Source organism: Alcaligenes sp. LTN-3, assembly GCF_059735605.1.
The window spans coordinates 146,584-161,490 of record NZ_JCAPDN010000004.1; the positions used below are offsets into that span (position 1 = coordinate 146,584).

Annotated in this window: 9 protein-coding genes; 4 read left to right on the forward strand and 5 right to left on the reverse strand. The window is 57.2% G+C overall.

Going from position 1 to position 14,907, the window contains the following annotated elements; all coding sequences use genetic code 11:
- Positions 1-195: 195 nt before the first annotated feature.
- Positions 196-3,654: an indolepyruvate ferredoxin oxidoreductase family protein gene (locus AC6I6N_RS17155; RefSeq protein WP_321268747.1), complete on the reverse strand. Its 3,459-nt coding sequence runs from the start codon at positions 3,652-3,654 to the stop codon at positions 196-198.
- Between the two features lie 112 nt (positions 3,655-3,766).
- Here AC6I6N_RS17155 and AC6I6N_RS17160 point away from each other — a divergent pair, with 112 nt between their 5' ends.
- The 3 genes from AC6I6N_RS17160 to AC6I6N_RS17170 all read left to right on the forward strand — a co-directional run bounded on the left by AC6I6N_RS17160 (position 3,767) and on the right by AC6I6N_RS17170 (position 5,461).
- Complete coding sequence (locus AC6I6N_RS17160) at positions 3,767-4,225, forward strand: Lrp/AsnC family transcriptional regulator (RefSeq protein WP_009460635.1); 459 nt, start codon at positions 3,767-3,769, stop codon at positions 4,223-4,225.
- A 99-nt stretch (positions 4,226-4,324) separates the two neighbouring features.
- Positions 4,325-4,837, forward strand: coding sequence for a hypothetical protein (locus tag AC6I6N_RS17165; RefSeq protein ID WP_108728553.1), 513 nt, complete (start codon positions 4,325-4,327; stop codon positions 4,835-4,837).
- A gap of 75 nt (positions 4,838-4,912) precedes the next feature.
- Positions 4,913-5,461, forward strand: a complete 549-nt coding sequence (locus AC6I6N_RS17170; RefSeq protein WP_094197724.1) for a YaeQ family protein — start codon at positions 4,913-4,915, stop codon at positions 5,459-5,461.
- A 207-nt stretch (positions 5,462-5,668) separates the two neighbouring features.
- Here AC6I6N_RS17170 and gltX read toward each other — a convergent pair whose 3' ends face one another.
- From gltX to mgtA, 4 genes are all read right to left on the reverse strand, one after another.
- Positions 5,669-7,078, reverse strand: coding sequence for a glutamate--tRNA ligase (gene gltX / locus AC6I6N_RS17175; protein WP_094197723.1), 1,410 nt, complete (start codon positions 7,076-7,078; stop codon positions 5,669-5,671).
- Between the two features lie 103 nt (positions 7,079-7,181).
- Positions 7,182-7,823 (reverse strand): response regulator, encoded by a 642-nt coding sequence (locus tag AC6I6N_RS17180; protein ID WP_321268748.1) that lies wholly within the window; start codon positions 7,821-7,823, stop codon positions 7,182-7,184.
- Positions 7,820-8,899, reverse strand: coding sequence for an ATP-binding protein (locus AC6I6N_RS17185; RefSeq protein ID WP_321268750.1), 1,080 nt, complete (start codon positions 8,897-8,899; stop codon positions 7,820-7,822). The genes AC6I6N_RS17180 and AC6I6N_RS17185 overlap by 4 nt, the downstream gene beginning before the upstream one ends.
- A gap of 129 nt (positions 8,900-9,028) precedes the next feature.
- Positions 9,029-11,731: a magnesium-translocating P-type ATPase gene (gene mgtA, locus AC6I6N_RS17190; protein WP_497943689.1), complete on the reverse strand. Its 2,703-nt coding sequence runs from the start codon at positions 11,729-11,731 to the stop codon at positions 9,029-9,031.
- Positions 11,732-12,380: 649 nt separating this feature from the next.
- On the opposite strand from mgtA, the gene AC6I6N_RS17195 reads away from it, so the two are divergent.
- Positions 12,381-14,852, forward strand: coding sequence for a bifunctional acetate--CoA ligase family protein/GNAT family N-acetyltransferase (locus AC6I6N_RS17195; protein ID WP_094197720.1), 2,472 nt, complete (start codon positions 12,381-12,383; stop codon positions 14,850-14,852).
- Positions 14,853-14,907 lie beyond the last annotated feature (55 nt).

Genomic DNA, 14,907 nt, shown 5'->3' on the forward strand with positions numbered 1-14,907 from the left:
TAGCAGTCTAACGCAAGCCCTTACACAGTCAAGTAATAATCATGTAGCACAAGCATATGGCTTTGTTAATCCCCGCTTGCTGTCTCCAATAAGTTGCGTTCTGTACCTGTGCAATCAATTCCCCCAAAAAAAAGCCCCGCATAGGCAGGGCTGAAAGGGCAGGTTAATGGTTGCGACAGTCGTAGCGGGCAAGGCTTAGGCGGGAACCGCCTGAATTGTCAGACCTGTGTTTTTCAATTGCTGCGTCAACTCCGCGAACCGGGCTTCGTATTGCTTGGCTGACTCCATTTTCACGGGACCGAAGCCGCGCAATTGTTGGGGCAGTTCGGCCAGTTCCAATGCCGTGGCGTAGTTGGTCTGATCCAGATTCTTGCTCAAGCTGTTGAGCAGGCTCTGGTATTCGCGCCAGAAGCGACGCTCCATACGGCGCTCATGGGTGTAGCCAAAGGGATCTAGCGGTGTGTTGCGCAGACCTTTGCCTTTGGCCATCCAGCGCAGCAAGGTGGCCGTGCGGGGGCCCAAGGTGATCTTGCGTGGGCGACCTGTGGCCGGATCACGGCGTGCCAGTAAAGGCGGTGCGAAGTGAAAGCGCAAGGAGAAGTCGCCTTCAAATTGCTGTTCCAGATCCTGGCGGAACGCGGGCGAGCTAAATAGGCGAGCCACTTCGTACTCATCCTTGTAGGCCATTAGCTTGTACAAGCTGCGCGCGGCTTTTTCAGTCAAGACGGGACGCTGGCCAGGACGCAGTTTTTGTTCGGCTTCACGCAGTGCATGGATGGTGCTGGAAAAGCGCTGGGCATAGGCGGTGTTCTGGTATTGCTCCAAGCTACTGGTGCAGCGCTGCATGATTTGTTCCAACGTTTCACGACGCTGCAAGGTTACGACTTGAGCGGCTGGAGCCAAAAGGCTGGCCAATGCTTTTTCGTCGTGAGCCAGTACGCGCCCCAAATGGAAGGCATCCAGGTTGGCTTGAATAGCCACACCATTGAGGCGGATGGCCTGTTCAATCGCCGCGCTGCTGACGGGCAGGGAGCCTTGCTGCCACGCCATGCCCATCAGGAGCATGTTGGACAGCAGGCTATCGCCAAACAGCAGGGTGGCGGCCTGGTGAGCATTGAAAGAACGTACCTGGTTCTCGCCAGCGGTGGCCTTCAATTGACTCAGCAAGTGCTGTGCATCCAGCGGGGCATCGGGGTTGCGGGTGAACTCGGCGGTAGGGGCCAGGTATTCGTTGATGATGGCGTGAGTATGTCCAGGACGCAGGCAAGACAGGGCATTGGGGTGGGCGGCTGCCACCACGTCGCACAAAATGGCCAGGTCGGCCTGGCCGGGATCTACTCGCACGGCACCTGTGTTCTCTTTGTTGGCTGACAGACGAATGTGGCTGATGACTGTGCCGCCTTTTTGCGCCAGACCTGTCATGTCCAGCACGGAGCTGGAGCGACCTTCCAGGTGCACGGCCATGGAGAGCACCGCACCAATGGTAATCACACCCGTCCCCCCCACGCCGGCCACAATCACATTGCAGTTGCGAGCTTGAATGGCAGCTTGCGGCAGCGTGTCCAGCTTGGCCAGCAACTGGGCCTTCATATCGGCCTGACCGTTTTGATCACCACGGCGCAGGGCTCCGCCCATCACCGACACAAAGCTGGGGCAGAAACCGTCCACGCAGGAGTAGTCCTTGTTACAGCTGGACTGGTCGATCTGACGCTTGCGACCCTCGGGCGTTTCAGCAGGCACAAGAGACAGGCAGTTCGATTGCACACCGCAATCCCCACAGCCTTCGCAGACCGCCTTATTAATAAAGAGGCGACGGGCAGGGTCGGGGTACTCGTTCTTTTTACGACGACGGCGCTTTTCAGCCGCACAGGTCTGGTCGTGAATCAAAATGGTGACGCCTGGGATTTCGCGCAGTTCGCGCTGTAAGCGGTCCAGCTCGCGACGATGATGAACGTCCACACCGGCAGGCAGGCTGACACCGCGATAGCGCTCGGGCTCATCGGTGGTGATGACCACACGACGCGCACCTTCCCCAATGGTTTGCTGGCAAATGCGGGGCACAGAGATCGGGCCGTCAACGGGCTGACCGCCCGTCATGGCGACGGCATCGTTGAACAGAATCTTGTAGGTAATGTTGGCATTGGCGGCAATGGCCTGCCGAATCGCCAGATAGCCAGAGTGGAAGTAGGTGCCTTCACCCATGTTCTGGAACATGTGGCCCGTTTGGATAAAGGGGGACAGGCCCACCCAGTCCGTGCCTTCACCACCCATTTGAGTCAGACCACGGGTTTTGCGGTCCATCCAGGTCGCCATGTAATGACAACCCACACCGGCCATGGCCTGGCTGCCTTCGGGCACTTTGGTGGAGGTATTGTGCGGGCAGCCTGAACAGAAGTAGGGGCGGCGGGTCAGGCCATTGGTGTCAATCGGTGCCAGGTTTTGCACCGTACAGGCAGGCAATTGCACATTGGCGTGATGGCCCAGCCAGCGACGCAGACCCACGGCCACACGGGCAGGGCTGAGCTGACCATCAGCAGGAATCAGTACTTCATTTTCAATATCGCGCTTGCCCGACACAGTGGGGCGCTGGGCACGGTTAAAGAGCAGGTTCTTTAACTGGTCTTCAATGATCGGGCCTTTTTCTTCAATGACCAGAACGTGGTCCAGACCTTCAATAAAATCGTTCAGCGATTGCGGGTTAACTGGCCAGCTCAAACCGATTTTCAGATGGCGAATGGCGGGCAGATCCTCCAGGCTGCTGAGCTGTTGCAGTGCGTCCAGCGTGTCCAGTGTGGCTTTGCCGGTGGACACAATACCGATACGCGCATCAGGTGCCGCTTCAAGGATGCGGTCCAGGCTGTACTTGTGGGCAAACTCGCGCACGCTATCCAGGCGGGCATCCAGAGTGCCTTCCATGGATGGCGTCAGGAATTTGCTGGGGTCGTAGGGGTGTTTGCCGCCTTGCTTGTCGGCCAAGGCCGGGGCCAGATCATCCAAAGGGGTGATCTCGAAAGAGCGGCCGCTTTCCACGGTTTCGGTAATGGCTTTGAAGGCTACCCAGGAACCGGAGTAACGCGACAAGGCCCAAGCCCAAATGCCAAAGCGCTCGTATTCTTCAACAGAGCTGGGGTTGACCACCGGGATGCCCCAGGCGATCAGGGATTGTTCGCTGGCGTGAGGGATGGACGAGGACGAGGCCACGTGGTCATCACCCACAATCATCAGGACGCCGCCGTGCTGGGACGCACCGGCTGCATGGCCGTGGTGCAAGGCATCGCCCGCGCGGTCTACACCGGGGCCCTTGCCATACCACATGGAGAACACGCCATCGACAGTGCGGTCGTCACGCTCGCCCGCTTGCTGGGTGCCCATAATCATGGAAGCAGCCAGGTCCTCATTAATAGCAGGTTGGAAACGGACCTTGGCCTGGTCCAGATGCTTCTGGGCCTTCCACATGATCATGTCCACGCCACCCAGTGGCGAACCACGGTAGCCGGAAACAAAACCGGCGGTGTTCAAACCGTGCTCTTTATCCAGGCGAGCCTGGGTCAGCAACATGCGCACCAGGGCCTGTGTGCCAGTTAAAAAGATGCGTCCTGATCGGGCGGTCAGGTTGTCGCTTAGCTTGTATTGAGTGTCGACGGACTGCGTCATGATGAAACCTCCAGATAGAGATCATGATAGAGAGTCTGTCCTCGCTTTTTTTTGCGTTATAGTTGCGTGTATTCCCTATTCTTTGAAATGTTCATTTCGTAAATGTTTAAATATGGATAAAACTGACTTAAAAATCCTGGATGCCTTGCAGCTGGATGGTCGAGCCTCGGCTCAGCAGGTCTCCGAGCAGGTGGGTTTGTCCACTGCGCCCGTATGGCGGCGCATCAAGAACCTGGAAAAAAACAAGGTCATCCAGGGCTATTATGCGCGCGTGGATCGGCGTCAGGTGGGCCTGCAAAGCTGCATGTTTACCCAGATCAGTCTGGACCGTCATTCGGGTGAAATTGTCGATAACTTCATCCGTGCCGTACGCGATGCGCCCGAGATTCTGGAATGCCACGCCGTGACCGGTGATGCGGATTTTTTGCTGAAGATCATGGTGCCCAGCGCCGAGTCCTACGACGATTTCCTGCACCGCTTCTTGTTCAATATGCCGGGTGTGCGCCAAACCCGCACGATTGTGGCCATGCGCGAGATCAAGAATGTGACCCGCCTGCCTTTGCCACTTTGAAGCATCTTGTTATGGGGTAATACAAGCGCCTTCGGGTAGAATAAACAGGATTCGCCGACCTGCGGTGGGTCGGTATAAAAGCATGAAAGACGGGGTTTTATGACGAAGGCGAATATCTTGCGACGCACTTGCTGGGTTGCTGTGCTGGCGACCGTTTTTTTGAGCGCCTGCGCGGTAAAGGCGCCAGCTCCCGAGCCTGCTGCACAAACTGTTCCTGCCAAACCTGTTCATCCAGCATGTCAGCCCGCTGCGGCTGGAGATCAACTGGCTGGTAACTGGTTAAGTAAGCACCGCCAAAAAGGCGTGGTTGGTGAGCTGCGTACCTTGTTCACCCTGCAGGCCGATGGGTCCATGGCGTACACCGAACAGGTCAAACGCCCCAACAAGCCGTCGCAAGGTTTGAACGAAAGCGGTTGCTGGGTACGCAAGGGCAATGACTTGCAGATCCACACGCAAGAATCCAATGGGGTCATCACCGAGCCGGGCGACCCGATTTACGAAAACCACTACAACATCGTCACCCTGACAGCCCGCAATCTGGTGCTGCGTGATCAAAGTGGTACGACTTATCGCCTGACCAGAATGTCGCCTGGCTACCGCCTGCCATTCTGATTGCGGCGGTTTGAATGATTCCTGGCCGTCCTGGGGGCGGCCAGTTTTTTGTCTGTTTCTTTTGCTGGATGCTCCATGGCTCTGCGCGCAACGATTTATAAAGCTGAACTTAATGTGGCCGATAACGATCGGGCCTACTACGGCAGTCATACCCTGACGCTGGCCCGTCACCCCTCCGAGACCGAAGAGCGGCTGATGGTGCGTTTGCTGGCTTACGGTTTGTATGCGCAAGCGGATGACGCCTTGAGTTTCTCACGCGGGCTAAGCGACTCGGATGAACCCGCCCTGTGGGAGCATGATCTGGGCGGCAATCTGTTGCATTGGCTGGAAGTGGGCCTGCCGGACGATAGACGTCTGATCAAAGCCAGTGGCCGTGCTGAAAAAGTGACGGTATTGGCCTATGGCCGCAATGTGTCCGTCTGGTGGAGTGGTATCAAGGACAAGATCAGCCGCGCTCGCAATATACAGGTTTATGCGCTGGATGCCGCGGGGACCGATGCTTTAGCCGCTCTGGCCGAGCGTGGCATGACCATCAATCTGAATGTTCAGGACGGCACGGTCTGGGCCAGCAGTGACAAAGGTGAAGCCACGGTTGAAGTCAGCCACTTGAATGCGCCTGTTTGAGTGCTTCCCATAGCCTTGGGGCGAGGGCAAGTGTATGGGGCATCATTTCAATGGTTTTACTGTGTGGGCGGCTGGCCCCCAACAAGGGGGAGTGTGAATCCGGTAGCTGTCTTGCATTTTCTGGCGATACGGACCGAACGATAAAAAGCGATAAAAACAAAAAGGGCACCTCGAATGAGATGCCCTTCAAGCACTTGGCGATAATGTTTACAGCCCAGCCAAACGCCCCAAAACCTTATCGCGTCCAACCAGAGCCAGCACCGCATCTACCGCAGGCGTTTGTTTCTGTCCTGTCACAGCGACACGCAAAGGAATTGCCAGCTTGGGCATTTTTACCTCGTGATCGGCCAGAACCTGCTTGATCAAAGCAGCCAGATTCTCCGTATTCCACTGTGGCAAGCTGATTGCCTTGCTGGCAAAATCACGCAGCAAGACACGCGCTTCCGGCGTCAACACCTCGGCCAGCAGCTCATCACTGGCAGGCTCGAAAGGACGGCAGAATAACAGGGCACCTTCAGCTAGTTGATTCAAGGTCTCGGCGCGGTCTTTTAACAAACCCATGATGCCAGGCAAATCCTGCCCGTCGGTCTTGCCTCCCAAGGCTTCAATACGGGGAGCCACGCGCTCGGCCAGATCCGCATTGTCGCTGGCCTTGATGTAGTGGGCATTTACCCAGTTCAACTTCTTGGGATCCCACTGCGAAGCCGACTTGCTCAGGCTGCGCGTATCAAACCATTCCACCAACTGCTCGCGGGTGAACAGCTCGTCATCGCCGTGGCTCCAGCCCAAACGAGCCAGATAGTTGACCATGGCTTCAGGCAAATAGCCGTCCTTGTCGTAATCCATGATGCTGACCGCACCATGGCGCTTGGACAGTTTCTCGCCATCGGGGCCCAGAATCATGGGCACATGACCGTACTCGGGCAAAGTCGCGCCCAAGGCCTGTAAAATCACAATTTGACGTGGCGTGTTGTTCACGTGGTCATCACCACGAATCACATGAGTGATTGCCATGTCCCAATCGTCCACCACCACGCAGAAGTTGTACGTAGGGGTACCGTCAGGACGGGCAATGACCAGATCGTCCAGCTCGCTGTTATCAAAGCTGATGCGACCCTTGACCATATCGTCCCAACTGGTTGCGCCGGACTGCGGGCTCTTGAAACGAACCACAGGCTTGCGGTCCGCCGGGATGGCAGGCAATTGCTTGCCGGCCTCAGGACGCCAGGTGCCGTCATAACGAGGCTTCAAACCCTGAACACGCGCTTTCTCGCGCATGGCTTCCACTTCCTCGGGGCTGCTGTAGCAGTAATAAGCATGGCCGTCTTTCAGCAACTGGGCGATGACCTCGCGGTAACGATCCATGCGCTGCATCTGGTAGAACGGACCTTCGTCCGCATCCAGGCCCAACCATTGCATACCATCCAGAATGCCTTGCACCGCCTCGGGGGTAGAGCGCTCCAGATCCGTATCCTCAATGCGCAGCACAAAAGAGCCTTGATGATGACGGGCAAAAGCCCAGGAAAACAGTGCGGTGCGCGCGCCGCCCAGGTGCAGATAACCAGTGGGCGAGGGGGCAAAACGGGTACGGATGACGTTGGAAGTAGACGTGCTCATAACTTGTGTGTGGCCTTGACCTTGGGAAGCCCGCATACGGGACCGAATCTGCGTATTTTAACCCAGCGCGTCAACTAAGAAAGAATCACCGCGCAGAAGTGTCCTACTGGCCTGTTTCCGTATTGAGCTGATCGAACTGGCGCACCAGCTCCGCCAGCGAAGCGGCCTGCATTTTTTGCATGACGCGGGCACGTCGCACTTTGACTGTGACCTCCTTCACATCCAGCTCGGCAGCGATCTGCTTGTTCAGCAGGCCTTGCACCACGCGTACAAACACATCACGTTCGCCCGCGTTCAGGCTGTCCCAGCGTTGCTGCAAGCTCATCTGGGATTTGGCCTGTTCCTTGCGTTGCGCATCCGCGGCCAGAGCCGATTGCACGGCGTCAATCAGGGCCTGATCCCCGAAAGGTTTGGTCAGAAAATCCCAGGCCCCGTGTTTGATGGCTTTGACCGCCATATGAATATCGCCGTGGCCCGTAATAAAGATGACCGGCATGTGCAGCCCGCGCGACTCCATCTGTAAATGAAAGTCCGTGCCGCTTTGCTCGGGCATGCGCACATCCAGCACCAGACAGGCGGGGGCGTCAGATAAGGGATGCGCCAGAAAATCCCGCGTAGAGGCAAAGCTCAGTGCGTTCACCCCCACGCTGGCCAGCAAGTCGTCCAGGGCGGCGCGAATGGAGGGGTCATCATCAATGATGTAGACCGTGGGCGTGTTCAGAGAAGAGTCCAGATGATCTGTCATGGCGCCAAAGGTAAGGTGAAATGAAAGGCAGCACCGCCATCAGCTTGGTCAGTGGCCCAGATATGGCCGTTATTGGCATCAATAATGCTGCGGCTGATGGTCAGGCCCAGGCCCAGACCGGTAGCCTTGGTGGTCCAGAACGTATCAAACAATTGGGGTAACTGCGTGTCCGACAAGCCGGGGCCATTGTCTTTAATGGAAAACAGCACCTGGTTGGTTTGCGGTTTATCGCCGGGCAAGAGGCGGGTTTCTATCGTGATACGAGCCGCATGAAAGTCCGAGGCGGGTGACAGGGCCTCGATGGCATTGAGCAGCAAATTGGCCATTACTTGCTGAATCTGAACCCGATCGGCAAAGACCTGGGGCAGATCGGATTGCAAGGCCAGGCGTAGATCAATATGCTGACGCCGCATCTCGCCATCTGACAGCTTGAGTAGTTCCGTCAAGGCCAGGTTCAAATCAAAAGCGCTGCTGGTTGGGGCTTCGTTGCGGGTAATGCTGCGCACCCGGTCCAGTACATCTTTGGCACGTTGGGCGTCGTCCGCAATCCGCTGTGCGGCAGCCTGTGCCTTCTCTATATTTGGCGGCGAGGCTTGCAGCCAGCGCTGGCAGGCACCGGTGCTGCTGTTGATGGCTGCCAGGGGCTGGCTGACCTCATGGGCAATGGAGGTACTGAGCTGGCCCAGCGTGGTCAAACGGGATAAGCGCAGCAAATGTTCGCGCGTTTCATGTGCGGCTGCCTGCACGGATTTGAGCTTGAGTCCCAGATACGTGGTGATGGCGATGGCAACCAGGCTGATTCCGGTATTGATCAGACCCACCTCGTAGTCGCCCGCACGGGTTAACAGGACGCTGACCACGGTCAGCACCATACTGAAACTTGCCAGGGTAATGACTTGTCGGGCCGACAGAAAACGAATCGCTATCAGCAGCAGCGGAGTATGAAAGACCGCAGCGGCGATAGCGTAGTTGGTGATGGTATCGGCAATAAAGACCAACGCCATCAAGATGCAAATGCCGGTCAGGGCCAAGGCGCGGTAGGTTTTGCTCGACAAGACGCTAAAAGGTGGTTTCATGTCTTTCGTGTGGGGGCAGGCAGCAGGATCGTATCTTTCGTGTCGTCATCATATACCTGGACTTGTATCTGATTGCCTATCCAGGTCTGGGCTCCCGACAGGACGGGTGGGAGCCCAGACCTGTCAGGTTTAGAACCACTGGCCAAAGCGGCGGATGTACAGCATTTTCATACCCTGTGCGACCAGGCAGTACGCCAGCAAGGTGCCGACCAGCCAAGGGAAGTACTCCCAAGGCAAAGGCTGCAGGCCAACCATGGCCCCCACACCGGAAAAGGGCAGGTAAATGCCGACAGCGGCAATCAGGAAGGTCATCAGCATCACAGGCAGGGCCGCCGTGCTTTGGATGAAGGGGATTTTTTGTGTACGCAGCATGTGAACAACCAGCGTCTGCGAGAGCAAGCCTTCGATAAACCAGCCGGACTGGAACAGCGATTGCAGTTCAGACGTATTCGCCCCAAACACGTACCACATCAAGACAAAGGTAGTGATGTCAAAAATGGACGAGGTCGGGCCAATCCAGATCATGAAGCGGCCAATATTTTTGGCATCCCATTTGCGGGGTTTGCGCAGAAAGTCCTTGTCCATGCGGTCCCAGGGCAAAGCCAGTTGGGAGATATCGTAGAGCAGGTTTTGAATCAGCAAGTGGATGGCCAACATGGGCAGGAAGGGAATGAAAGCACTGGCCACCAGCACCGAGAATACATTGCCAAAGTTAGAGCTGGCTGTCATGTTCAGGTACTTGATGATGTTGCCAAAGGTCTCGCGGCCTTTGATCACGCCTTCTTCCAGAACCAGCAGGTTCTTTTCCAGCAAGATGATGTCTGCCGATTCCTTGGCAATATCCGTGCCGCTATCAACCGAGATCCCCACGTCGGCATCGCGCAGGGCGGGGGCGTCGTTGATGCCGTCACCCAGAAAACCGACGGTATGCCCATTGGCCTGCAGCGCTTTGAGGACACGCGATTTTTGCAGCGGAGTGAGCTTGGCAAAAACCGAGTGACGCTCGACAGCGCAACGCAGATCGGGGTCTTGCATCAGCTCGATTTCAGGCCCCAGCAAAGGCTTGCCGGGTGCCAGGCCCACTTCACGGCAGATTTTCGCGGTAATGATTTCGTTGTCGCCGGTCAGGACTTTCACGGCCACACCGTGCTCGGTCAGGGCGGCAATCGCTTGGGCAGCACTTTCCTTTGGGGGGTCCAGGAAGGTCAGCAAGCCTTGCACGGTCATCTCGCGTTCGTCCTGGGCTTCGTAACGGTTTTTGGCCTGTTCGAGGGGAATACGGCGAGTGGCAATCAGCAAGACACGGAAGCCGTCCGAGTTGTAGCGGTAGGCCATTTTCAGCAGACGGGCGCGCTGCTCGGTATCCAGTGGCAAACGCTGATCGCCCTCTTGCACGTGGGTGGCAATGCTAAGCATTTCTTCCACCGCCCCTTTGCAGACCATGAACTGTTCGCCCTGCGGATTCTGTACGACAACCGACAGGCGGCGACGTACAAAGTCAAAAGGCAGTTCGTCGATCTTGCGGTAGGAACCAATAGCTTGCAAGGCAGAGGGGGTTTGCTTTGCAAAGCGCAGCACCGCCTGATCCATCAGGTTTTTCACGCCGCTTTGGTGCAGGCTGTTGAGCAGGGCCAGTTCCAGAATGCGTGGGCTGTTGCGATCATCCAGGCCTAGATGGTGTTCCAGAATGATGCGGTCTTGTGTCAGGGTGCCGGTCTTGTCGGTACACAGCACGTCCATGGCACCAAAGTTCTGGATTGCGTTCAGACGTTTGACCACCACTTTGTTCTTGGCCATGGCGACTGCACCTTTGGCCAGGTTGGAGGACACAATCATGGGCAGCATTTCAGGGGTCAAGCCGACGGCAACGGCCAGCGCGAACAGGAATGCTTCGGTCCAGTCGCCTTTGGAGAAACCGTTGATCAGCAGCACGATGGGTACCATGACCAGCATGAAGCGAATCAGCAGCCAGCTAACACTGTTTACGCCCCGGTCAAACGAGGTCTCGGCGCGCGAACCCACAATGGCTTTGGCCAGCGAACCAAAATAGGTCTTGGCGCCGGTGGCTACAACCACAGCCGTGGCCGTACCGCTGACCACGTTGGTGCCCATAAAGCACATATTATTCTGTTCCAGCACACCGGCCTGGGAGCTGGAAGCAGAGGCGCTCTTGCTGCTGACGGCGCTAAAGACATCGTACTTTTCAACAGGCAGGGCTTCTCCTGTCAGGGCAGCCTGGCTGACGAATAAGTCGCGGGACTCGATCAGGCGCAGGTCTGCCGGGATCATGTCGCCAGCCGACAGGCGCACAATATCGCCGGGCACGATCTGGCTCATGGGGATTTCGCGTATGACCGTGGCACTGGACACGGTAGCGCGTCGTTGTACGCTGGCGGTGGTGCGCACCATCGCTTTCAGGGTCTGGGCGGCTTTGCCGGAACGGTACTCTTGCCAGAAACGCAGCAGGCCGCTCAAGGTGACCATGACCACAATAATCAGCACGCCGGTGTAGTCCACCTCTTCGCCTGAGCGTATGGGCAGGATGATGTCAGTGACGGCGCTGACCGCAGCCAGCACCATCAGCACTGCAATAAAGGGGTTCTTGAAGGCCAGGGCCAATTGAACCAGGGCGTGGGCAGGCTTGTCCCGGGCGACCTCATTAGGGCCGTATTCGGTCAGGCGGCTCAAGGCCTGGGCGTCGGTCAGGCCGTTCAGATTGGCTTGCACAGCGGCCAGGGTTGTCTCCAGGCTAAGCCCGGTTTCGGTGGCCGTACGCAGCTTGGCGTCGTTGTCCACTGAACGCAGTGGCGAACGGTGTTGTTGAATGCTCATGGTAATGCTCCTGGGGTACAGGCGTGACTGTGCCGTCCATCCCAAGAGATGGACGCAGCAGATCCTGCCGACCGGTTTGAGGGTCGGCAGACTACAGGTAAGAACAAGCGGATTTAGTTGGCGTCAGGCCGTGTTGTTACGCCAGGCAAGAGCGGGGCGATGGCTGGGGACAGCGCGCTCGGTATGGCACGGTGTAGCAAGTGGCGATCGGCAAGGCGCAAAGGCCCGGATCGGTTCTGTATGAATAATGCGGTGCATGGTTGACTCCTGATCGTGCTGCGCAAGCCCTATCAGCAGACAACCGAGCGGATCAGGTGTGTCTGAGGGGCCTGTGCAGCCTGTTTCTTCGACTGTCGTCGTTGGACATAGTGTGTTTTTCCTGTCAGAGGAAATGAACGTTCCTGCTTTCCGAACGAATGTTATTTTACGGTTTGCAAGCCGCTTTGCGACTGGCTTTGAGCCGTTTTTCCCCAGGCATTGGCGTATGGTTTCTATACGAAAGTATATGAACGGCCTGCTCCAGGGTAAAAACTGACGGCATGATGCAAGACAGAGATAGCTGGCCTAGTCTCTTTTATTTGTAGACAGCTGTGCTTAAGATGAGGGGATTCATTATTTTGGTGTGTGGTTTTCTTATGGCGGAACAATCATGGCAGCCCTAAGGCATCGTCTGACAGCATTGTTTGAGCCCCGTTCGGTGTTGGTCGTCTCCACCTTGCCTATGCCTCTGTTCAAAGAGGTGCCAGCCCGATTGGCTGGACGGATCACGCAGGCTCGTATAACCGCCACGCAAGTGCAAGTGCCGGATCGTCTGGAAGGATTGACGGAGACACAGCGCCTGGATCTGGCGCTGGTTTGTATTGAGCCGGTGCGTTTGCCGCAGGCTCTGGATGCGATCCGGGTACACAAACCCCGTGTGGTCCTGCTCCTGCCCTCGAACCTGGCCTCCCGCGATCCCATGGAAGACATGGTGTATGCGCGCTCCTGGGCCCGCATTAATAATTGTCTGATATTGGGGCCACGTGCCTTTGGAATACAGCGGCCGCATCTGGGCATCAATTTAAGCCACGAGCCACAAATGGCACTGGCGGGCCGTGTGGCTCTGGTATCTCAGTCGCGTTCCATTACCTCGGCCTTGATGGACTGGGCCGAAGATGTCAGCCTGGGTTTCTCTGCGATTGTGTCGGTGGGGGACGAGGCCGTTATCGATGTGCCCGAGGTGCTGGAATATCTGGCCATGGACCCGCGCACGGACAGTATTGCGCTGTATTTGGAACATACGCCCGCGTCTCGCCGTTTCACCAGTGCCTTGCACGCGGTGGCGGCGGTCAAACCGGTGGTGGTCTTGAAGGTAGGCGGCCAGCGTCAGCAAGGCGAGGCCCACGAGGCGGTATTCAATGCCTTGATGCGACGTGTAGGGGCAGTGCGCATTCGTTACTTCGTGCAGTTGTTCTCGGCTCTGAAAGTGCTGGTTTATACCCGTCGGCCCAAAGGGCGGCGTATTGCTTTGTTTTCCAATGGGAACGGTGCGGCGCAGATGGCCCTGGATGTTCTGGGTTCGGATGCGGCAGTGACTTGCCCAGAGCTCTCGCCCTCGACCCAGCGGGCGCTGGACAACCTGCTGGCCCCTGGCGATCAGGTTCAGAATCCAGTGGTGACCTATGTACCACTGACGCCCATGCGTATCGACTCGGTCATTTCCACCTTGCTGGACGATAAGGATATTGACGGGGTGCTGGTCTTGTTGACCCCGGACCCTTTGGCCGATATGCCGGCGGTATCGCGTGAGTTGGCCATGTTGTCGGCCAGTGCTCGCAAGCCCATCATCACGTGTTTGATTGGGGATGCGGATATGCGGCCCTTGCGTCATTTGCTCGATGGGGTGGGGACGCCGGCTTTCCGGACTCCGGATACCGCAGCCAATGCGTTCGACTTGCTGGCCCGCTATCACTACAACCAGCACTTGTCGCAGCAGACCTTGCCGCCTTTGCCGCTGGGCACCTTGCCGGAAGTAGAACCTGCCCGTGAATTGGTGCGCCAGATTCAAAGCGAGCGCCGCGAGGCCAGCGAGCAGGAGTGTCGCGATTTGCTGCGCTACTTTCACGTGCCGGTTGTCGACTTGCGTGTGACACACGATCAGGGTGAACCTGATCCCGATGTTCCGCCCATGGGCCTGCGCTTTGAAACCGATGACAAGTTGGGCCCTTATGCGGTCTTTGGTGGGGCCGATCACGCGGATTGGCTTTCTTCGTCCTATCCGGCGGTGGAACTGCCACCCTTGAACCGTTATCTGGCGCGCCAATTGGTCGAGCGTAGTCCCTTGTGGCGCAAGAGCCTTTCCTCGCAATTGACGCCCTTGGTATTGACGCAGTTGTTGCAGGTGCTGGAGCGTTTGTCGGACTTGATGAGTGAGCTGCCCGGCGTGCGTCGTGTGGTGCTCGATCCCATTATGGCGGGTGAGAACAGCCTGTACATCAAGAGTATCTCGATCTCCTTGAGCAAGCAGTCCATGCTGGTGCTGCCTGAGACAGCCGGCTATCGTCACATGGCGATTCATCCTTATCCGCGCAACATGATTGAACGGCGTCAGTTCAAGGACGGACAGCGCTGGACCTTGCGCCCCATCCGCCCCGAGGATGCCGAGGCCCTGCAGACCTTTATGCGCGGCCTGTCGGATGAAAGCCGCTACATGCGCTTTGTGTCCATGCTGCGTGAACTGACACCACGCATGCTGTCCCGCTACACCCGCATCGACTACGACCGGGAACTGGCGCTGATTGCTACCGTGCGTTCGCCCAATCCTGATAACCGTAACCATCCCCGTGACGAGATTATTGGCTTTGCCCACTATCTTCGTAATGGCGATGGCCGGGGGGCGGAATATGCCCTGGTGATAGGGGATGCCTGGCAGCGGCGCGGTCTGGGCGTGATCTTGATGGAGGCGCTGATCCAGGCCGCTGCCGAGCAAGGGTTGACCTACATCGATGGCTATGTGCTGGCTTCCAACTCGCCTATGCAAGCCTTGATGAAGCGCTTGGGTTTTCAGAACGATGCGGATCCGGAGGACCCCAGTATGCGGCGTGTCTGGTTGGACCTGGGTGAGACGCGTCGATCGGATTAAGCACAGACAGCTCAATCCGTTTGTCAGGGAAATACCCGTTTAATTGTGCCCCTAA